20 protein-coding genes are annotated in these 21,110 nt (G+C 45.8%); 17 read left to right on the top strand and 3 right to left on the bottom strand.

Annotated elements, in window-relative coordinates:
- Positions 1–87: 87 nt before the first annotated feature.
- From purE to purD, 11 genes are all read left to right on the top strand, one after another.
- Positions 88–579, top strand: a complete 492-nt coding sequence (gene purE / locus BEP19_RS17115) for a 5-(carboxyamino)imidazole ribonucleotide mutase (RefSeq protein ID WP_120191164.1) — start codon at positions 88–90, stop codon at positions 577–579.
- Positions 576–1,715 (top strand): 5-(carboxyamino)imidazole ribonucleotide synthase, encoded by a 1,140-nt coding sequence (gene purK / locus BEP19_RS17110; RefSeq protein ID WP_120191163.1) that lies wholly within the window; start codon positions 576–578, stop codon positions 1,713–1,715. The genes purE and purK overlap by 4 nt, the downstream gene beginning before the upstream one ends.
- A gap of 7 nt (positions 1,716–1,722) precedes the next feature.
- Positions 1,723–3,018: an adenylosuccinate lyase gene (gene purB / locus BEP19_RS17105; protein WP_120191162.1), complete on the top strand. Its 1,296-nt coding sequence runs from the start codon at positions 1,723–1,725 to the stop codon at positions 3,016–3,018.
- A 77-nt stretch (positions 3,019–3,095) separates the two neighbouring features.
- A complete protein-coding gene (gene purS, locus BEP19_RS17100; protein WP_120191161.1) occupies positions 3,096–3,344 on the top strand; it encodes a phosphoribosylformylglycinamidine synthase subunit PurS in 249 nt (82 codons plus the stop codon).
- Between the two features lie 3 nt (positions 3,345–3,347).
- Positions 3,348–4,031: a phosphoribosylformylglycinamidine synthase subunit PurQ gene (gene purQ / locus BEP19_RS17095; protein ID WP_120191160.1), complete on the top strand. Its 684-nt coding sequence runs from the start codon at positions 3,348–3,350 to the stop codon at positions 4,029–4,031.
- A 46-nt stretch (positions 4,032–4,077) separates the two neighbouring features.
- A complete protein-coding gene (purL, locus tag BEP19_RS17090; RefSeq protein ID WP_120191213.1) occupies positions 4,078–6,252 on the top strand; it encodes a phosphoribosylformylglycinamidine synthase subunit PurL in 2,175 nt (724 codons plus the stop codon).
- Positions 6,237–7,658 (top strand): amidophosphoribosyltransferase, encoded by a 1,422-nt coding sequence (gene purF / locus BEP19_RS17085; RefSeq protein ID WP_120191159.1) that lies wholly within the window; start codon positions 6,237–6,239, stop codon positions 7,656–7,658. The genes purL and purF overlap by 16 nt, the downstream gene beginning before the upstream one ends.
- Before the next feature lie 19 nt (positions 7,659–7,677).
- On the top strand, positions 7,678–8,715 hold the full coding sequence (gene purM / locus BEP19_RS17080) for a phosphoribosylformylglycinamidine cyclo-ligase (RefSeq protein WP_120191158.1): 1,038 nt from the start codon (positions 7,678–7,680) through the stop codon (positions 8,713–8,715).
- Between the two features lie 2 nt (positions 8,716–8,717).
- Entirely contained in the window at positions 8,718–9,320 is a 603-nt protein-coding gene (gene purN / locus BEP19_RS17075) for a phosphoribosylglycinamide formyltransferase (protein WP_120191157.1), read from the top strand.
- A complete protein-coding gene (purH, locus tag BEP19_RS17070) occupies positions 9,317–10,849 on the top strand; it encodes a bifunctional phosphoribosylaminoimidazolecarboxamide formyltransferase/IMP cyclohydrolase (protein WP_120191156.1) in 1,533 nt (510 codons plus the stop codon). Before purN ends, purH begins: the two co-directional genes overlap by 4 nt.
- 15 nt (positions 10,850–10,864) lie before the next feature.
- Complete coding sequence (purD, locus tag BEP19_RS17065) at positions 10,865–12,139, top strand: phosphoribosylamine--glycine ligase (RefSeq protein ID WP_120191155.1); 1,275 nt, start codon at positions 10,865–10,867, stop codon at positions 12,137–12,139.
- A 6-nt stretch (positions 12,140–12,145) separates the two neighbouring features.
- On the opposite strand, the gene BEP19_RS17060 is transcribed toward purD, so the two are convergent.
- From BEP19_RS17060 to BEP19_RS17050, 3 genes are all read right to left on the bottom strand, one after another.
- Positions 12,146–12,463, bottom strand: a complete 318-nt coding sequence (locus tag BEP19_RS17060; RefSeq protein ID WP_120191154.1) for a YgaP family membrane protein — start codon at positions 12,461–12,463, stop codon at positions 12,146–12,148.
- Positions 12,464–12,595: 132 nt separating this feature from the next.
- Complete coding sequence (locus BEP19_RS17055; protein ID WP_120191153.1) at positions 12,596–12,910, bottom strand: DMT family transporter; 315 nt, start codon at positions 12,908–12,910, stop codon at positions 12,596–12,598.
- On the bottom strand, positions 12,911–13,267 hold the full coding sequence (locus tag BEP19_RS17050; protein ID WP_120191152.1) for a DMT family transporter: 357 nt from the start codon (positions 13,265–13,267) through the stop codon (positions 12,911–12,913).
- Positions 13,268–13,533: 266 nt separating this feature from the next.
- Between BEP19_RS17050 and BEP19_RS17045 the strand changes: the two genes are divergently transcribed.
- From BEP19_RS17045 to BEP19_RS17020, 6 genes are all read left to right on the top strand, one after another.
- A complete protein-coding gene (locus BEP19_RS17045; RefSeq protein WP_120191151.1) occupies positions 13,534–14,568 on the top strand; it encodes a DUF3048 domain-containing protein in 1,035 nt (344 codons plus the stop codon).
- 167 nt (positions 14,569–14,735) lie between these two features.
- The gene (locus BEP19_RS17040) at positions 14,736–15,038 is read left to right on the top strand and encodes a YerC/YecD family TrpR-related protein (RefSeq protein ID WP_120191150.1); all 303 of its coding nucleotides are present in this window, start codon (positions 14,736–14,738) and stop codon (positions 15,036–15,038) included.
- Positions 15,039–15,140: 102 nt separating this feature from the next.
- Positions 15,141–15,833 carry a heptaprenylglyceryl phosphate synthase gene (gene pcrB, locus BEP19_RS17035; RefSeq protein ID WP_120191149.1) on the top strand — a complete coding sequence of 231 codons (693 nt, stop codon included), beginning with the start codon at positions 15,141–15,143 and terminating at the stop codon, positions 15,831–15,833.
- Between the two features lie 104 nt (positions 15,834–15,937).
- A complete protein-coding gene (pcrA, locus tag BEP19_RS17030) occupies positions 15,938–18,145 on the top strand; it encodes a DNA helicase PcrA (protein ID WP_120191148.1) in 2,208 nt (735 codons plus the stop codon).
- Between the two features lie 11 nt (positions 18,146–18,156).
- Entirely contained in the window at positions 18,157–20,157 is a 2,001-nt protein-coding gene (ligA, locus tag BEP19_RS17025; RefSeq protein WP_120191147.1) for an NAD-dependent DNA ligase LigA, read from the top strand.
- 223 nt (positions 20,158–20,380) lie between these two features.
- Positions 20,381–20,668 (top strand): DUF5316 domain-containing protein, encoded by a 288-nt coding sequence (locus tag BEP19_RS17020; RefSeq protein ID WP_120191146.1) that lies wholly within the window; start codon positions 20,381–20,383, stop codon positions 20,666–20,668.
- Positions 20,669–21,110 lie beyond the last annotated feature (442 nt).

Here is a 21,110-nt window from a genome sequence, read left to right as displayed (position 1 = left end):
ACGAAAAATGATACGTATTTCTGATTGTTTTTCTCATAAAAATATGTTTAACTAGTAGTGAATTAATCGCGCATAGGAGGAGCAAACATGCCAATCAAAGTTGGAGTCATTATGGGAAGTACATCGGATTGGGAAACCATGAAAGAAGCTTGTTTAGTGTTAGACGAGTTGGAAGTACCGTATGAGAAGAAAGTTGTATCTGCCCACAGGACCCCTGATTATATGTTTGAATATGCAGAAAAGGCGAAAGAAAGAGGATTGGAAGTCATCATTGCCGGGGCTGGCGGCGCTGCCCACCTACCAGGAATGGTGGCGTCAAAGACGGAATTGCCGGTGATCGGGGTACCGATCAAATCATCGAACTTAAATGGATTGGACTCCTTATTGTCTATCGTTCAAATGCCAGGCGGTGTTCCCGTAGCGACGGTTTCCATCGGAAGGGCCGGGGCCGTGAATGCCGGGTTATTGGCTGCGCAAATTTTGGGGATTAAATATTCGGATATACAAGAGCGATTTATGGCTCGAAGAGAAGAGATGAAAATGCGTGTGCTTGAAGGAGAGGGGAGTGTCTTACCATGAAGGTAATCCAACCTGGATCGACCATCGGAATTTTGGGTGGCGGGCAGTTGGGCCGAATGATGGTCCTGGCGGGAAGGAACATGGGGTATCGTTTTATGACGTTGGATCCAACCCCCGATTCTCCTTGTGGACAAGTCGCGGATCAGCAAATCATCGCCGATTTTTCTGACATACGGGCGGCGGAGGAACTGGCTCAATCGAGCGCGGTAGTCACGTATGAATTTGAGAATGTTCATGCCGATGTCGCCCAACAGTTAGAGCAAAATTCGTATGTTCCGCAAGGCAGCGAATTGTTACGGATTACGCAACACCGCATTCGCGAAAAAACGACCTTAGCCTCTTTTGGCATTCCAGTGGCCCCTTTTGAAGTCATAAAATCCGAGTCAGATTTACATAATGCAGTGAAAAAACTCGGTACTCCCTGCGTGATGAAGACGGCGACAGGCGGCTATGACGGAAAAGGACAATGGGTTATTCGATCGGAGGCGGAGATTCCGCAAGCTTTTGCTGAATTAAGTCGGGCGGGAACAGTGTTAATTGTAGAAGAATTTATCCCATTTACGAAGGAACTGTCCGTGATTGCCGCGAGAAATTCGCAAGGGGAAGTAAAAGCGTTCCCAGTTGGGGAAAATATACATGTCGATAATATTTTACATCAAACGATTATACCCGCGCGAATTGACAGCGAACTCCATGAAAAGGCGGAACAGATCGCGTTGCAAATTGCGGAATCGTTTGAGGTCGTTGGACTCGTTGCGGTTGAAATGTTTCTAACCGAACAAGGCGAACTAATCGTAAATGAGCTGGCTCCAAGACCGCACAATTCCGGTCACTATACAATGGAAGCATGTCTTACTTCTCAGTTCGAACAACATGTGCGAGCGATATGTGGATTGCCGTTAGGTAGCGTGGAAATGATGTCGGCGGTTGTGATGATTAACATTCTTGGAGAACACCTTTCCGATGTAATGGACAAGCTTGCGGACTTACCGGCGACAGCCAAACTTCATTTGTATGGGAAAGAAAAGAGTCAACCCAAGCGCAAAATGGGACATATTAATTTTCTTGCGCCGACGGTTGAAGAAGCTTTAGAACAAATTGAACGGTTGAAAATATGGAGTCTGACGGAGGAATAAAAATAAAATGATCGAACGTTACAGTCGGCCTGAAATGTCAGCTGTGTGGACTGAGGAGAATAAATATAAAGCCTGGTTGGAAGTCGAGATTTTAGCTTGTGAAGCTTGGGCTGAGCTCGGTCACATTCCAAAAGAAGATGTGAAAACAATCCGAGAGAAGGCGTCTTTTAGCGTGGATCGCATCTATGAAATTGAAGCGGAAACGCGCCATGATGTTGTCGCTTTTACGCGAGCTGTATCAGAAACGTTAGGTGAAGAAAAGAAGTGGGTTCATTATGGATTAACCTCTACTGACGTCGTCGATACAGCCTTGTCGTATTTACTGCTGCAAGCGAATCAAATTTTGCGCAAAGATTTACAACGTTTTATTGATATTTTAACAAGTAAAGCGAAGGAACATAGGTATACCGTGATGATGGGAAGAACCCATGGCGTTCACGCGGAACCGACCACTTTTGGTTTGAAAATCGCTTTGTGGCTTGAAGAAATGAAGAGAAACTTAGATCGGTTTGAACAAGCAAGTCAAGGCGTCGCGTTTGGAAAAATGTCTGGAGCGGTCGGGACGTACGCAAATATCGAGCCTTTTGTAGAGGAGTATGTCTGCGAAAAACTAGGGCTTCAAGCAGCCCCGATTTCTACACAGACGTTACAGCGTGATCGCCATGCGGAATATATGAGTACGCTCGCATTGATTGCGACATCGCTCGAGAAGTTTGCCACTGAAATTCGCGGTTTGCAAAAGAGTGAGACGCGTGAAGTGGAAGAAGCGTTCGCAGTCGGTCAAACAGGATCTTCGGCGATGCCGCATAAACGCAATCCGATTGGCAGTGAAAATATTTCCGGATTGGCTCGCGTGATTCGAGGTTACATGCTCACCTCTTATGAGAACATTCCATTATGGCATGAGCGAGATATTTCTCACTCTTCCGCGGAACGGGTCATCTTACCAGACGCAACGATTTTGTTAAATTATATGTTGAATCGGTTTGGCAACATCGTCAAGAATTTAACGGTGTATCCTGAAAATATGCAAGATAATATGGAAAGAACATATGGTCTGATTTACTCGCAACGTGTTTTATTAAAATTAATTGATAAAGGATTAAGCCGCGAGAAAGCTTATGATACGGTGCAACCGAAAGCGATGCAAGCGTGGGAAGAACGTCGTTCCTTCCGTCAAATTCTTGAGGAAGATGCTGATGTTGTAGCGTATCTAACGAAAGAGGAATTAGACGATTGCTTTGATTATAACTGGCATCTCAAACATGTAGACACGATCTTTTCCCGATTAGGGCTATCCTAAGAGAAGAATCGGTTACGCTGGAACGCAGTCTTTTCACGAATAGAATCCATTTTTAAGACGCTTAGGAGGAGAAACTTATGTTTAAAGCCATTGTATACGTAACACTGAGAGAAAGTGTGATCGATCCTGCAGGCAGCGCCGTAAAAACCTCGCTGCATAGTCTTGGTCATGATGAAGTCGGCGATGTCCGAATCGGTAAATATATTGAATTGGAAATCAATTTAAAAGACCGTCAGGCCGCCGAAGAGCGCGCGCAAGAAATGTGTCAGAAATTACTTGCTAATCCGGCGATCGAGGACTATCGCTACGAACTTCAGGAGGTATAGCAGATGAATGTCGCTGTGATTGTATTTCCAGGTTCTAATGGCAGTTTAGAAATGGACAAGGCTGTTCAGGATTGTTTAGAGCATAAAGTGGACTATGTGCGGCATACGGAAACGGATCTTTCTAACTATGATGTCATCCTCTTGCCAGGCGGCGCTACCTTTGGAGATTATTTGCGTCCGGGGGCGATGGCGAGCGTCACGCCGATCATGGCGGAAGTAAAGCAGGCGGCGGCCGAAGGGAAGTTGGTTCTTGGAGTTAGCAATGGCTTTCAAGTTCTGACAGAAGCGGGCTTACTGCCGGGCGCCTTTTTGCAAAATGAAAAGCCGAAATTTCGAACTGAATCGATAACGGTTAAAGTCGATAACAATGAAACACCGTTTACCTTAGATTTTGTGAAAGAGGAATCTATTCAACTACCGATTGCGCACGGTTTTGGAAATTACTATTGTGAAGAGGAAACATTGCGCCGGTTGGAACAAAATCAGCAGATTGTATTCCGTTACGAAGGACAGAATCCGAATGGCTCTGTTGCCGCAATAGCTGGAATCGTGAATGAGGCGGGCAATGTATTAGGAATGATGCCTCATCCGGAAAGAGCGACGCAGGACTGGTTGGGCTCGGTTGACGGAAGACGCGTGTTTACTTCAATTCTTAAGTACTGGAGGGACAAGAACGGTGCAGCATAAAGAACCTACTCCACAACAGGTCGCCGAACAGAAACTTTATCGCGAGATGGGTTTGACAGATGAAGAATATGAAAAAACAATCGAAATTCTTGGTCGTCAACCTAACTATACTGAAACAGGGATCTTTAGCGCAATGTGGTCTGAGCATTGCAGTTACAAACATTCCAAGCCCGTTCTAAGTAAATTCCCAACGGATGGTCCGCAAGTTTTACAAGGGCCCGGCGAAGGCGCCGGCATTGTTGATATCGGGGATAATCAAGCGGTTGTGTTTAAGATGGAGAGTCATAATCGACCGTCTGCTGTTGAACCGTATGAGGGAGCTGCGACAGGGGTTGGCGGTATTTTGCGCGACGTTTTTTCGATGGGGGCTCGACCGATCGCGCTCGTCAACTCGCTTCGATTTGGAGATTTGAATTCGGAAAGAACAAAGTATTTATTTGAAGGCGCGGTCGCTGGGATTGCGGGCTATGGGAATAGCATTGGTGTTCCTACTGTAGCCGGGGAAGTCGTATTCGACCCGATTTACCAAGAAAACCCACTCGTAAATGCGATGTGCGTCGGCTTGATTGATCATGATCAGATTCAAAAAGGGGTAGCGAAAGGGATCGGTAACCCGGTTATTTACGCGGGCGCGGCGACAGGACGCGATGGAATCCACGGGGCCACATTTTCATCTGAACAATTAAGCGAGGAAGCAATCGCAAAAGTACCGGCAGTTCAAGCAGGGGATCCATTTTTGGAAAGCATGTTGCTTGAAGCAACACTTGAATTGATTAATTCGGGATATGTGGTCGGCATTCAAGATATGGGAGCAGCCGGTCTAACGAGCTCGAGCGCGGAAATGGCGAGCAAGGCTGGAAACGGTGTGGAGTTAAATCTCGATTGGGTTCCGCAACGCGAAAAAGATATGTCAGCATATGAAATGATGCTATCCGAATCACAAGAAAGAATGCTCGTTGTCGCTAAAGAGGGGACCGAGAATGAAGTTAACAAGATCTTTGAAAAGTGGGGTCTAGAAGCCGCTGTCATCGGTAGAGTCACGGATGATAACATGCTTCGCGTCCTTCACCAAGGAGAAGTGAAGGCGGAAATACCTGCTGATAAATTAGCGGATGACGCGCCGGTCTATCACATGTCTTCAACAACGCCTGCTTATTATGAAGAATTCGGCAAGCTCGATCCAACTCAAATCGAAGAGGCCACGGATTACAACCAAACGTTGCGTGATCTGTTAGCGTCCCCGAACATCGCCAGCAAAGAATGGGCATACAGTCAATTTGATTCGACCGCTCGTTCAGATACAGCGGTAGGACCGGGCTCAGATGCAGGCGTCGTCGTCATTCATGGCACGAGAAAAGCGATCGCCATGTCTGCTGACTGTAACGGGGGCTACGTCTATCTGGATCCTTACCATGGCGGCGCGATCGCGGTTGCGGAATCGACTCGAAACGTGGTGTGTTCGGGTGCGACACCGCTTGCGATTACAGATAACTTGAATTTTGGGAACCCGCAAAAGCCAGAAATATTTTGGCAATTGGAACAATCGGCAGCTGGAATTGGCGCGGCTTGTCGGGCATTAAACGCGCCTGTGATTAGCGGAAACGTCAGTTTATATAACGAAAATGAAGGCGTAGCGATCTATCCGACCCCAACGATTGGGGCTGTCGGTTTAATTCAAGATATCGATCATATTACAACACAGTCTTTTAAGGCTGAGGGTGATACGATCTTGTTGCTTGGCGAAACGAAGGCGGAAATCGGCGGTTCTGAATATCAGAAGCTACGGATCGGACGAATCGAAGGTCGCCCGCCGCAAATTGACCTTGACCTTGAAAACAAAACGCAACAAGTGACGCTTGCCGCGATTCGAGCAGGTCTTGTTCAATCCGCGCACGATTGTTCTGAAGGCGGTCTTGCTGTGGCAATTGCGGAAAGTTGCATCAGCGGCGGGATGGGAGCGGAAGTTAATTTGGACACTGACTTGCGCGCGGATCTTGCTTTATTCAGTGAGTCCCAATCGAGAATCATCTTATCTGTAAAAGCGGAACATGTTGAAGCAGTGAAGCAGATCGCTGCCGAGCATGGCGCGCCGTGCGTTGAACTTGGCGTTGTCCGCTCAGAACAATTGGAAATAAAAGTAAATGGAACCGCCGTTATCGATCAGCCACTATCGGAAGCTGAAGCGGCATGGAAGGATGCGATCCCATGTCTAATGAAGTAATCTGGGATAAATTAAATGAAGAGTGCGGAATTTTCGGGGTGTATGGACACCCCGATGCTCCGCAGTTATCTTACTACGGGATTCATTCCTTGCAGCACCGTGGTCAAGAATCAGCCGGCATTTGCGCCGCCGACGGAAAGCAGTTTAAGTATCACCGCGGGATGGGGCTTGTTACGGAAGCATTTGGCAACAATGAATTAGAGCAAATAGATGGTCACTTAGCAATCGGACATGTCCGCTATACAACGGCGGGTAATCGGAAGTTAGAAGATGCCCAGCCGCTTATATTTAAATACAGCGCGGGGAATTTGGCGTTGGCTCATAACGGGAACATTGTGAATGCGAAGCAAATTAAACATCAATTGGAACGGCAAGGTTCGATCTTCCAAACGACCAGCGATACGGAAGTGATCGCCCATCTAATCGCTCGTTCAGGTTATGAACGAATCGAAGATGCCGCCCGTGAATCGTTGCGGATGATTAAAGGCGCCTATGCTTTATTGATTATGACGGAAAATAAATTGATAGCGGCGCTCGATCCGAATGGATTGCGACCGTTATCGATTGGGACCATCGGAGATGGGTACGTTCTATCTTCTGAAACGTGCGCATTTGATGTGATTGGGGCCGAATATTTACGTGAAGTGCAACCAGGTGAGTTAGTGATCATCGATGAGCATGGCATTCATTCCGAGCGCATCTCTGGACCGACGCCGCGGGCGATTTGTTCATTTGAATATATTTACTTTGCTAGACCTGATAGTGATATTGATCAAATCAATGTGCATCAAGCAAGAAAGCAATTAGGCAGACAGCTTGCGTTGGAAGCGCCCGTAGAGGCCGATGTTGTCACTGGTGTGCCGGACTCTAGTATTTCCGCGGCGATCGGCTATGCGGAAGCAACCGGGATTCCTTATGAACTAGGGTTAATTAAAAATCGTTATGTCGGCAGAACCTTTATTCAACCCAGTCAAGAGTTGCGGGCCCAAGGTGTGCGGATGAAATTAAGTGTTGTGCGGAAAGTGGTAGAGGGAAAACGCGTTGTGATGATCGATGATTCCATCGTTCGCGGTACGACTTGCAATCGAATTGTACGGATGTTGCGCGAGGCCGGGGCGAAAGAGGTTCACGTCAGAATCAGCTCACCGCCAGTTAAGAATCCATGCTTCTATGGAATCGATACTTCGGATCGGGAAGGGTTGATCGCGGCGCAAAAGACACTTGACCAAATGTGTGAGTATATCGGCGCGGACAGCCTCGCGTTCCTATCTGTCGAGGGACTTGTTGAGGGAATCGGTCGCGATGATCTCAATCCGAATCGTGGACACTGTTTAGCTTGCTTTACAGGGCAATACCCGACAGAGATATATGAAGACGCGGATGATCAGTACGCAAGTTTAGTTTAATAACGGGAGGTTCTTACTGATGAGTGAAGCCTATCGCAATGCGGGCGTTGATATAGATGCAGGAAATGAAGCGGTCGAACGTATGAAAAAACATGTGCAGAAAACGATGCGACCGGAAGTGTTGACAAATTTGGGCGGATTTGGCGCTCTATTTCAATTGAACACAAAAAATATGCAAGAACCAGTGCTTGTTTCTGGAACAGACGGGGTTGGAACGAAATTAATGATCGCTTTCGCGATGGACAAGCATGACACGATCGGGATCGATGCGGTTGCAATGTGTGTCAACGATGTGATCGTGCAGGGAGCTGAACCGTTATTCTTCTTGGATTATTTGGCATGCGGCAAGGTGAAACCAGAAAAGATTGAGGCGATTGTAAAGGGAATTGCAGCAGGTTGCGAATTATCTGGTTGCGCCTTGATCGGTGGTGAAACAGCGGAGATGCCTGGCATGTATGCTGAAGATGAATATGATATTGCTGGATTTACCGTAGGTATTGTCGACAGGCAAGATGTGATTGACGGCTCTTCTATTTCAGAAGGGGACGTATTGATTGGACTCGCTTCAAGCGGTGTCCATAGCAATGGTTTTTCACTAGTCCGCAAGACGCTGTTAGAAGACGCGGGCATGTCGCTGCATGAAGAAGTAGACACCTTAGGAGAAACGTTAGGCGCGACCTTACTGACGCCAACCCGAATCTATGTCAAACCTTTGCTAGAATTGATGAAAGAGCATCGACTAAAAGGGTTGATCCATGTAACAGGTGGCGGGTTTTACGATAATATTCCGCGTATCTTGCCGAAAGGATTACAGGCGAACGTGGAACAAGGCTCTTGGCCTACTTTACCCATATTTGATCTCATTCAAGAAAAAGGTCGAATTCCAGATCGCGATATGTACCGCACTTTCAATATGGGGATCGGCATGATCGTTGTTGTAAAAAAAGAAGAGGCGGAAGCCGTGTTAGAGAAACTCGCTTCTTTAGGAGAACAAGCGTATCAAATTGGTCAGATCACGGCGGGGCAGTCTGGCGTTGAGCTGGTTGGGGGCAATTAGCAATGAAGATTGCTGTTTTTGCCTCAGGATCTGGATCTAATTTTGGGGCCATTGTTCAGGCTTTAAAAACAGGTCAATTAAAGGGTGTGGAAATTTCCCTGCTTGTCTGTGACCGCCCAGATGCTTATGTGATTAAAAGAGCTGAACAGGAAGGGATTCCTGTTTTTTCTTTTCAATCGAAAGAATACGCTGGGAAGGCAGCCTATGAACAGGCTATTTTGCGTCACTTGCGAGAACGTGAAGTTGAACTGATTGTGTTAGCCGGTTATATGCGATTGATCGGGGAAGCATTGTTAGCTGAATATGAAGGAAAAATGATAAATTTACATCCGTCCTTATTGCCCGCTTTTCCAGGGAAGGATGCGATTGAACAGGCGTTTGATTATGGGGTTAAAATTACAGGGGTGACAGTCCATTATGTCGATGCGGGGATGGACACGGGACCGATCATTGAGCAGCGAACCGTCGTTGTAGAAGCGGAAGATACGCTAGACACGTTAGCTCAAAAAATTCATCAGCAAGAACACCAACTGTTACCCGAAGTGATCGAAAAAGTCGCCGCTGGAAAAGTGGAAATGGTCGGGAGGAAGGTGAAGATGAGATGAAACGAGCGCTCATAAGTGTGTCGGATAAAACAGGAGTCGTCGAGTTCGCGAAAGGGTTAGTTGAATTAGGCATTGAAGTTATTTCTACCGGCGGGACAGCCCAGCTGTTAGAAGAAGCAGATGTGCCTGTCACAGGCATCTCAGAGGTGACTGATTTCCCTGAGATATTGGATGGACGCGTGAAAACGCTGCATCCGAATATTCATGGCGGGCTGCTTGCTGTTCGTGATCGCCCTGAACATCAACGCCAATTGGAGGAACATCAGATTCAGCCGATTGATTTTGTTGTTGTAAATTTGTATCCCTTTAAGGAGACCATTAGCAAAGCGGATGTCACCTATGAAGACGCAATCGAAAATATTGATATTGGTGGTCCTACGATGCTTCGGGCTGCCGCGAAAAACCACGCGTTTGTAACGGTGGTTGTTGATGCCGACGATTATGCGGGCGTGTTGGAAGAGCTGAAAGTGGGCGAGGTTCGTTTTGAAACGCGTCGTCGATTAGCGGCGAAAGTGTTCCAACATACAGCTGCTTACGATTCTTTAATCGCTCAATATTTAACGGAACAAGCGGGCGACGTATGGCCAGCTCAATATACGGTTACATTTGAGAAGACGCAGGACCTACGCTATGGCGAAAATCCGCATCAACAAGCAGCCTTCTATCGACAACCCTTAGCGAGACAGGGATCTTTGGCTGCCGCGAAACAGCTGCATGGAAAGGAATTGTCTTATAATAACATCAATGATGCGAACGCCGCTTTGCAAATGGCTCAAGAATTTTTAGAACCGACTGTGATTGCAGTTAAACATACGAATCCATGTGGAATAGGCATTGGAAAAACAATCTTAGACGCTTTCCAAAAGGCGTATGAAGCGGACCCAATTTCTATTTTTGGCGGGATTGTCGCAGCGAATCGGACGATTGACCGGGAAACCGCGTTGCAAATGAAAGAAATCTTTCTAGAAATTATTATGGCGCCCGACTTTGACGAAGATGCGCTGGAAATCCTGCAAGCAAAAAAGAACCTTCGTTTGTTGAAGCTTGGTCAATCTGCGGCGATCGATCAACCGCCACACCGACTTTTATCTGTTCAGGGCGGCTTGCTCGTTCAGGAAGAAGACGTGAAACAACTGAGCGAAGCGGATCTGCAAGTTGCGACAGATCGACAACCGACACCAGAAGAGATGAAGCAATTGCTATTCGCCTGGAAAGTGGTTAAACATGTGAAGTCGAATGCGATTGTGTTAGCAAGGGACGACCAAACGGTCGGTATTGGGGCCGGGCAAATGAATCGTGTCGGCGCGGCAAAAATTGCGATCGAACAAGCGGGCCAAAAGGCAAAAGGCTCAGTGTTGGCTTCAGACGCCTTCCTTCCCATGTCAGATACAGTGCAGGAGGCGGTTAAAGCAGGTGTGTCCGCGATCATTCAACCGGGCGGTTCAATTCGTGATCAGGAATCGATTGAGGAAGCGAATAAGCATGGCATTGCGATGGTATTTACCGGATTCCGACATTTCAAACATTAAGAAGGAGAGTGCATTATGAAGGTCTTAGTTGTAGGCGGAGGTGGCCGCGAGCATACGATTGTGTGGAAATTAGCTCAGAGCTCAAAAGTTGAGAAGATCTATTGCGCTCCGGGTAATGCGGGGATCGCGGAACTTGCGGAATGTTTGCCGATTAATGTGATGGAAATTGAGAAGCTCGTTGAATTTGCCGTCTCTGAAAAAATTGATCTGACGTTTGTTGGGCCTGAAGATCCGCTACTGGCCGGGATTGTAGATCAATTCCAAGCAAAGGGGCTTACTATCTTTGGTCCGAATGCTCGAGCGGCTTTGATCGAAGGAAGCAAGTCTTTTGCGAAAGAATTGATGGAGAAATATGAGATTCCTACAGCCCATTACGCTACGTTTACTGATTATGAACAAGCGCTCCAGTATGTTCGAAAGGAAGGGGCCCCGATCGTCATCAAAGCGGACGGATTGGCCGCTGGGAAGGGCGTAACGGTTGCGATGACGCTCGAAGAAGCGGAAACCGCATTGCGCGAGGCGATGCAAGATGAAGTGTTTGGCGCCGCGGGGGCAAAAGTTGTCATTGAACAATTTTTACAGGGGGAAGAGATGACATTGCTTTCTTTTGTAGATGGTGAAGTGGTTAAGCCGATGGTGCTTTCTCAAGACCATAAACCTGCGTTTGATGGCGATAAAGGACCAAATACAGGAGGAATGGGCAGTTATTCTCCAGTGCCGCAGATGCCGCAGGAGCTGATTGATCAGATCGTGGACGAGATTGTCGCGCCAACCGCGAAAGCGATGGTACAGGAAGGGCGATCTTTTCAGGGCATTTTATACACGGGATTAATTCAAACCGAAGAGGGTCCGAAGGTGATCGAATACAACGCTCGTTTTGGCGATCCCGAGACACAAGTCGTTTTGCCGCGTCTGGATACGGACCTAATCGACATTTTCGTGGCCGGAATTTCGGGTGAATTGGATTCGCTAGATATTCAATGGAAAGAGGATGCCGCTGTGTGTGTGGTAATGGCATCGGGTGGATATCCGGATACATATGAGGCTGGAAAAGAGATTACAGGCTTGGAGCAGGCAGCGGATAAAGAAGCAATTGTGTTTCACGCTGGAACCGCGTTGCAAGACAATGCAGTGGTAACCAACGGAGGCCGCGTGCTTGGCGTAACCTCCATTGGACCGACTGTGCAAGAGGCGCAACAACGGGTATATCAAGCGGTTTCCGAAATTAAATTTGAAGGCGCTCATTACCGATCAGATATCGCTGATAAGGCATTGCGCCAAATGAAGTAGACACATTTATTGATGATAATAGGGCTCCTCGCGTTCTTCTCGTCTAGAAGAGGCGCTTAGAGCTCTTCTCATCTCTGTGTCTTCTGCTTGTCTCGAGCGACTAGCTGTTTGCTGCTTTGAATCTTGCGTGCTTAATCCAAATAGGGCAAGACCAGGGCAAAAACGGGTCGCCCCTTCTGCGGCTTTAACAGCGGAAAAGAATGCAATCATTTTTGGGAATTTTCGTCTCGGGTTGGAAACGGTTCGGGAAACTGCCCAAGCTAAGCCAAATAAACCTATTGTGATTCGGAAAATGGCGTCAATGGTACCTACATTCCTTTTCATAGCATCCTCCAGTGAATTGAGATCGATAACGTTCTTATTGTTTGTTTCGGTACAGAAACCATACTCAAATCGAACTGGTTTATTTTTCAAAAAATAAAGAGGACCGCGGGAAAACCACGAACCTCTTTTAACTTAACCGATCATCTTTAAGCCAACTGCCCCGCAAATAATGCAAGTTAGAAATAAAATACGCAGAAAACTAGCGGGTTCTTTAAAAAAGAAGATCCCCATCAAAACCGCCCCTGTCGCTCCCAGCCCTGTCCAGATGGCATAAGCTGTCCCAAGCGGGATTTCTTTCATCGCTAAAGCTAGGAAAATGAAGCCGAATGAAAAGGTGAGGACAAGAATGAGCAACCATTGCAGACTTTTTCTTTTTAGAAACATATTGATACTTGCTACCCCAAATATTTCACCCAAGCTTGCAATGGCAAGATAAATCCAAGCCAATTAACTTCCTTCCCTTCCTGTTAGCGCTTGTTTCTCCTCTTGTTCCGAGCTGCCTGTCGTCAATTGAATCCCAACAACGCCAATTATGATCAGCCCGATAAAGGATGCTTTCCCATACGTAAACTCAGCGCCGAGTAATGTAAAGTCAATGATTGCAATCGCCGCCGCCCCAAAACCTGTAAATACTGCATAGACGGTACCCGAAGGGAGCAAAGCGCAAGCTTTAATAATAAAGTAAAAACTAAAAATAATCGTAATGACCGTTCCTGACCACATAAGGAAGTTTGTTGAATATTTTAAACCCAGCACCCAAAAGATTTCTACAAATGCCGCTAAAAAAACATATAGCCAACCCACCTTAAATCCCTCCATAGATGCTAGCTCTTTACCTTGTTATACCATTCATATCTTATAGTTGAAGGCATGAAATGTCCAGTTTTGAGAAGAATCAAACCCTTAAAAAATTAAAGGAATATATTCGGAAATAGTGTATACTAATTCTATTATGGGGCTTGTCTGAGCGCATCGTTTTAGTAGATTTAAAAGCAAATGCGCAGGTTTTCAAGCAGAAAATCCGTTTTTAATTGAGGCGTAAATGATAAAAGATTAGAGGTGGACGTGATATGAAGCGGCGTATTTTTCTTTTATTGCTTATGTTATCTTTCGTTTTTGTTTCGGCGTGCGGAAAAAGCGGCCAAGACATCGAATTAGAGCTAGAACAAGAGCAACCGATTCCTACTGAACCAGAGCCTGAGGAAGTGTTTAAGTATGAAGCGCCATTAACAGGATTGGGGACCAATCAGAAATTGCCGAATAGAGCTGTGATGGTGATGATGAATAATGCGCCTGAAGCGCGGCCGCAGTCGGGATTAGATCAAGCCGATGTCGTTTATGAAGTGTTAGCTGAGGGGTCTATTACGCGGTTTGTAGGAATTTATCATAGTGGACAACCCAAAATTATTGGTCCGGTTCGAAGTATCCGCCCTTATTACATCGATATTGGCAGCGGGTACGATGCGATTATGGTTCATGCGGGAGGGAGTCCGGATGCGCTCGCGACTATGAAACATAAGAGAATAGCGCATTTGGATGAAATCTATAACGCGGGAGGCTCTTTTTGGAGGGAAAGTTTTCGTAAAGCGCCACATAACTTGTATACTGATCTCGATCACATCTGGAAAGGGGCAAATGCGCTCGGTTTTAGAAAGGAAGCGGCTGTTCCATATTTTTCCTTTAAGGATTCAACTGAAGAAGCAAGCGGCGTATCCGCGGAAAAAATCGATCTAAACTATTCGGGCGGCTATCGGGTCGCTTATGAATACGATGAACAAACGCAGCGCTATAAAAGATTTACATCTGGCAAGCCGCACACGGATTTGACGACGGGCGATCAATTGGCGGTGACCAATTTATTAGTGATCACGGCGAAGCATCGCATCTTAGATAGTGAGGGAAGAAGAGCAATCGATGTGTACGGTCCAGGCGTGGGGTATCTTTTCCAACATGGCAAAGCGCAAGAGATCACGTGGGAACACAAAAATGGAATGATTCGGGCCTATATTAATGGAAATGAAGCGCAAATGTATCCAGGCAACACATGGGTAAACATTATGCCGTCAGCCGCCAATCAGGCAGAAGCTATTCAATTTAGCGAATAGTGCGGCGTTCCTCGTCTGAAAGCGATCTCAAAGTTGCAAATGGGGTCAAAATGAAATACAATGATGCTATCATGCTTTATCGCGTCAAAATTTTAACGTGACAAATTATTGAACTTTTTCTACATCCTAAAACTATATCCGTATTGAAATAGAGTCGGGGTGATGACATGCAATTAGATAAACTAAGAGGGAAAGAACTCGATCAGCTTTTCCAAGCGATTCTTTCTCTGACATCCATTGAAGAATGCTACGTATTTTTTGATGATTTATGTACGGTAAATGAAATGAAGTCGATGTCGCAAAGGCTTGAAGTAGCTAGAATGTTGAATGAAGGATTTACTTATAACCAAATCGAAGATGAAACGGGAGCGAGCACAGCCACCATTTCTAGAGTGAAACGTTGTTTAAACTATGGGAATGACGGATATCAACTGGCGCTTGATCGGGTTCATTCTGAACAAACAGGGTAAAACCCGCAGCCTCTTATCTACATGGTGGATAAGAGGCTTTTTTTTGTTTAGACAATTAAATTTCGATATAATAGACCCAGCTTAGCTAGGAGGATCATGCCTATGATTGAATATAAAGAGTGGCGTCACGTTTTCAAATTAGACCCAGATAAAAACATTAACGATGAAGATCTTGAGAGAATATGTGAATCAGGCACAGATGCCGTGATTGTGGGGGGGACATTGAGAGTTTCCTTTGACAATACGATCGACCTTTTAGCGAGGATCCGGCGTTTTTCCGTTCCTTGTATTTTAGAAGTTTCTAATGTGGAGGCGGTAGTCCCTGGGTTTGATTTTTATTTTGTGCCGCTCGTGTTGAATGCTGGTAATGAATACGCCACCTTACACCATCATACAGAAGGGTTAAAACAGTACGGATCTCTCGTAAAGTGGTCCGAAGTCGCGGTAGAAGGCTATATCATCTTTAATCCTCAATCTGAAGTGGCGAAACTGACGGGGGCGAAAATTCCCAAAGATGTTGAAGATGTAAAGGCATTGGCTCGCTTAGCTGATCAAATGTTAAAATTACCGATTGTTTACATAGAATACAGCGGCGCTTATGGAGACCCGTCATGGGTCCAATCTGTAAGGTCGGTAATTGAGCAGGCGCATCTGTTTTACGGGGGCGGGATTAAAGATGGGAGTCAAGCAGCGGAAATGGCCAAGTGGGCCGATACAGTCATCGTTGGCAATATCATTTATGAAGATATTGAGCAGGCCTTAAAAACCGTTCATAGTGTAAAAAGTTTGACGTAAATGACATTCTTTCTAGTATGTACTTAAATCAGTCTTTTTGTTAAAATAAAAAGGGAACTAACGTTCGCTTACAGTGACTAGAATCTTGAAAAGAAGGGGTTAGGATGAGCTTTGCAGGCATGCAAGATGTCTTAAAGGGTTTGAATCCGCAACAACGAGAAGCGGTTGAAACGACCGAGGGTCCTTTATTGATCGTAGCGGGAGCGGGAAGCGGAAAGACGCGGGCCCTCACCCAACGGATTGGTTATTTGTTACAAGAGGGTGTTGCCCCTTGGAGTATTCTTGCGATTACATTTACGAATAAAGCGGCGCGAGAAATGCGCGATAGAGTGAGAGAGCTTGCTGGGATAAAAGCCGAAGATATATGGATTTCTACTTTTCACGCGATGTGCGTAAGGATTTTACGACGGGATATTGAGCGTCTCGGATATAATCGAAATTTTTCCATTCTTGATTCAGGGGACCAACTTTCTGTCGTGAAGCAATGTCAAAGAGAGCTCAACATCGATCCGAAAATGTATGATCCGAAAGCAGTCTTAGCTTCGGTTAGTTCAGCAAAGAATGAATTAAAAGACCCGAAGCAATACGGAAATCTGATTGGCAATCCATTTCAGGATACAGTCCATCAAGTGTACGAACTATATCAGAAAAAATTAAAAAGTAATAGCGCGTTGGATTTTGATGACTTAATTATGGTTACGATCCAACTCTTTCAACAAGCGCCAGAGGTGTTGGAGTTTTATCAGCGGAAATTTCGATATATACACGTCGATGAATATCAGGATACGAACCGAGCCCAGTATTTACTTGTAAAGATGTTAGCGGATCGCCACCGCAATATTTGCGTCGTTGGGGACTCGGATCAATCGATTTATCGTTGGCGCGGAGCAGATATCACGAACATTTTAAACTTTGAAGAGGACTATCCGAGTGTGAAGGTCGTCAAACTGGAACAGAATTACCGTTCAACGAAACGAATTTTACAAGCGGCTAACCATGTAATTCAACATAATCTAAACCGTAAACCGAAAAATCTTTGGAGTGATAATGAAGAGGGAGATAAAATCTTCATCTATGAGGCGGATTCTGCCCATTCTGAAGCTTATTTTATTACGGAAAAAATTAAACAAGCATTGAATGACCAGCGAACATACCGCGATCACGCTATTTTATATCGAACAAATGCGCAATCCCGTGTGATTGAGGAAGTGTTTCTCAAATCAAACATCCCTTATGAAATTGTTGGGGGAACGAAGTTCTACGATCGAAAGGAAGTTAAAGATGTCCTTGCTTACTTGCGGTTGATCGCCAATCCGGATGATGACATTAGTTTGCAACGGATCATTAACGTTCCAAAGCGCGGCATTGGACAAGCGACCGTGGAACGGATTATGGCTTACGCGGCCCGCCGCGAAATCTCGATGTATCAAGCTATATTTAATGTGGAAGAGATCGGGCTGAGGGGTAGGGCGGCAACAAACGCGCGTGACTTCGCTGAAATGATACGTGACTTAGAACAAATGAACGAATACTTAAGTGTAACTGAACTGACAGAAGAGTTATTGAAGCGGGCGGAATACCGTGAAATGTATCAAGCGGAAGGGACACTGGAAGCGACGGCGCGTCTGGAAAATATCGATGAGTTTTTGTCTGTCACGCTAGATTTTGAGAATAAAAACGAGGATAAAAGTTTAATTTCTTTTTTAACGGAATTAGCGCTGGTCGCCGATATCGACTCGGTTGACGATGAAGATGAAGACAACAAGGTGTTGATGATGACGCTCCATAGCGCCAAAGGACTTGAATTTCCTGTTGTATTTTTGATCGGGATGGAGGAAGGCGTGTTCCCGCATTCGCGCGCGTTGCTTGAAGACGAAGAGGAGCTGGAAGAGGAACGCAGGCTGGCTTATGTTGGAATTACGCGAGCGGAGCAAGAACTATACCTGACGTATGCCCAGATGCGGACGTTATTTGGCAGGACAGCGACAAATCCGCCTTCTCGCTTTTTGAAAGAAATTCCTGAGGACCTGGTAGAAAAGGATGAACCGATTTCGGTGTGGGAACCCGCTCGACCGGCAGCGGTTACTCCTACCCAAACGCATCGTCCAACCCATCTCGTATCAAGTCAGCAACAAGGCGCGAATGTGAGCGCGGATTGGCATGTGGGGGATAAAGTGGAACATCGCAAATGGGGGACAGGGACGGTCGTCAGCGTGAAAGGGGAAGACGATGGGTTAGAATTAGATATCGCGTTTGCCTCGCAAGGAATTAAAAAACTGCTCGCTAAATTTGCTCCCATTAAAAAAGTGTAAGGAGAAGATAGATGGATTTACAGGCGGCTCAAATTCGGATTGAACAATTAAAAGAATGGATCGCAAAACATGATTTTCTTTACTATGTAAAAGACAATCCGCAAATTAGCGATCAGGAATACGACCAACTGATGCAAGAGCTGATTCAATTAGAAGGCAACTTTCCCGAGCTGTTGACCGTTGATTCTCCAACGCAACGCGTCGGCGGCGAACCGCTCCCTTTCTTTGAAAAAGTGGAACACAGTTCGCCGATGCTAAGTTTAGGGAATGCTTTTAATGTGGATGATTTAAGGGATTTTGATCGTCGCGTCAAACAACATGTTGGCGAACATTCGGTGAAGTATGTGTGCGAACTAAAGATTGATGGATTGGCTGTTTCATTGCGTTACGAAGCAGGTATGTTCGTTCAAGGAGCGACACGGGGCGATGGCTCGATTGGCGAAGATATTACTTTAAATTTGCGGACGATTCGCTCCCTTCCCCTCAAATTGACCGAACCGCGAACGATTGAAGTTCGAGGGGAAGCATTTATGCCAAAGCCGGCCTTTGAAAAAATTAATCGATTGCGCGCGGAGCAAGGTGAGGCGCTGTTTGCTAATCCGCGTAATGTCGCTGCGGGATCGTTGCGTCAATTAGATCCGAAGCTGGCGGCGGCAAGAGAATTGGATATCTTTTTGTATGGAGTGGGGTCGCTGGAAGGAGAGCATGTCGACTCACATAGCGAAGCGTTGGATTACTTAGAAACGCTTGGTTTTAAAGTCAATCCGAAGCGTCGCTTGTTTGCGTCGATGGAAGAAGTGATTGAATTTGTTGAAGCCTGGACGTTAAAACGAAGCGAATTGCCGTATGAGATCGATGGTTTAGTCGTGAAAGTGGACAGTTTCGCCCAACAACAGGAGCTAGGTTCAACCGCGCGTAGTCCGCGCTGGGCGGTGGCCTATAAGTTTCCCGCGGAAGAAGCGGTAACGGTGCTTGAGGATATTGAAGTGAGTGTAGGCAGGACAGGTGTTGTGACGCCAACAGCGATCTTGCAAGCGGTCAGCTTGGCGGGCACAACCGTGCAACGAGCTTCATTGCATAACGAAGATATCATTCGCGAGAAGGGACTCATGCTCGGCGACCAGGTCATCGTTAAAAAAGCGGGCGACATCATTCCCGAAATTGTGGCGGTGCTAGCTGAGCGCCGAACAGGGGCGGAACAGCCCTTTTCGATGCCGACGGAGTGCCCGGAATGCGATAGCGCGCTCGTTCGCCTGGAAGACGAAGTCGCTTTGCGTTGTATTAATCCGTCTTGCCCCGCCCATATTCGGGAAGGGATGATTCATTTTGTGTCCCGCAATGCGATGAACATCGATGGGTTAGGGGAGAGGTTGATCACGCAACTGTTCAATCATAAGTTAGTCAATGGGGTCGCAGACCTTTATTTTCTCAACCGCGATGAATTGTTGCGACTGGAACGAATGGGAGAAAAATCAGTCGAAAATCTGTTGAATGGGATTGAGGCGAGCAAGCAAAACTCGTTAGAAAGACTCGTTTTTGGCCTCGGAATTCGACTTGTCGGAGTGAAAGCCGCTCGAACATTGAGCCAGCATCTTTTAACGATGGATCAGCTTATGAATGTAACAGAGGAAGAACTTGTCGCCATTGATGAGATTGGGCCGAAAATGGCGCAAAGTGTCGTTACATACTTCCAAAATGAGCAAGTAAGGGAAACGATTGAACGGCTGCGATCAGCGGGTGTGAACTTAGAGTACACAGGGCCTAGAGTTGAACAAATTCAAGCAGACTCTCCGTTTGGCGGGAAAACAGTCGTCATCACGGGGACGTTAGAGCAAATGACGCGCAAAGAGGCGCAAACGGCGATTGAAGAGCGTGGCGGGAAAGTTTCAGGCAGTGTCAGTTCCCGGACCGATTTCGTCGTCGCTGGCGAAAGCGCCGGTTCTAAATTAAGACGAGCCGAGGAGCTAAATGTCACTGTGCTCAACGAGGAACAGTTTTTATCGATGTTATAAATGATGCCGAGGGCCGAACAAACGATGGCATCGTTACTCCCTCCTATGGCGCAATCTGTTAACAAAACTGGATAAATAAAATTGACAAGGGCATTAACAATTAACTTATCTTTTTAAGATGATGTTCGATGTTAATGCCTTGTTTTGTTAAGATATGAAGATTAGCAATGTATGTATTTTCAGATATAAATTTAATGACTTTTTGTTAAAATAGGAGATTAAAATGAAATCAATTGGAATAGGATTAAGTATCCTGTTATGCACATCTATAGCGTCTTTTTTACTTCAAGACTGGGGTATTATTTATCGAATTGGCGGAGGTGTAGGTGGCTTATTTTTATTTGCGGCTGGGCTATTATCAGGCGCGTTTATCAGTGGGGATAGAAATAGAGCCAATTTTTCAAATGAATCAAACGAGGAAACGAGAAGACGGCATGCTTTATTTAGAAAATTATTTCTTATTGGTATCCCTAACCTAGTTGTTGCAATTATAGTTTATATATTACTGTAGTAGAACTAGAAGCCTTGGTTTTCTCGCGACATCTTTTTTCAAAATGGCACAGTTTGACATCCTGCTTTTTTGAACAATTTTTGACAATTTGAAGTCCCGCGATAGACACATGAGCGCGAAACGTTAGTTAATTATGCTCGTTTTTCATAAATTGATAACCGCGCTCTTCAAACATCAAACACCAACGTTTGGGAGTGTTCATCTACTCGTCATCACTTTCCAAATCCGCAATTAAATCTTTTATATCTCTAAATTCCTATACTCGCCCCGCTTTAATATCTTCATCTGCTCTTTACCACCCCTCTGTTCAAAACCATCCTTATCCTTTTGCGTTGCGTAAGAAAGGCATGTTCGGCATGATTCCGAATAAAATGATAACAGCGTTGAAAAAAAGCATGCGTCACGCTTTATCGCGTTTGGCGATCGTGAGTACGATGAGGGG

The organism is Ammoniphilus oxalaticus, assembly GCF_003609605.1.
GTDB classification, from domain to species: domain Bacteria; phylum Bacillota; class Bacilli; order Aneurinibacillales; family RAOX-1; genus Ammoniphilus; species Ammoniphilus oxalaticus.
Note: the sequence above shows the minus strand (reverse complement) of the source record. Positions and strands in the feature narration are given on the sequence as shown.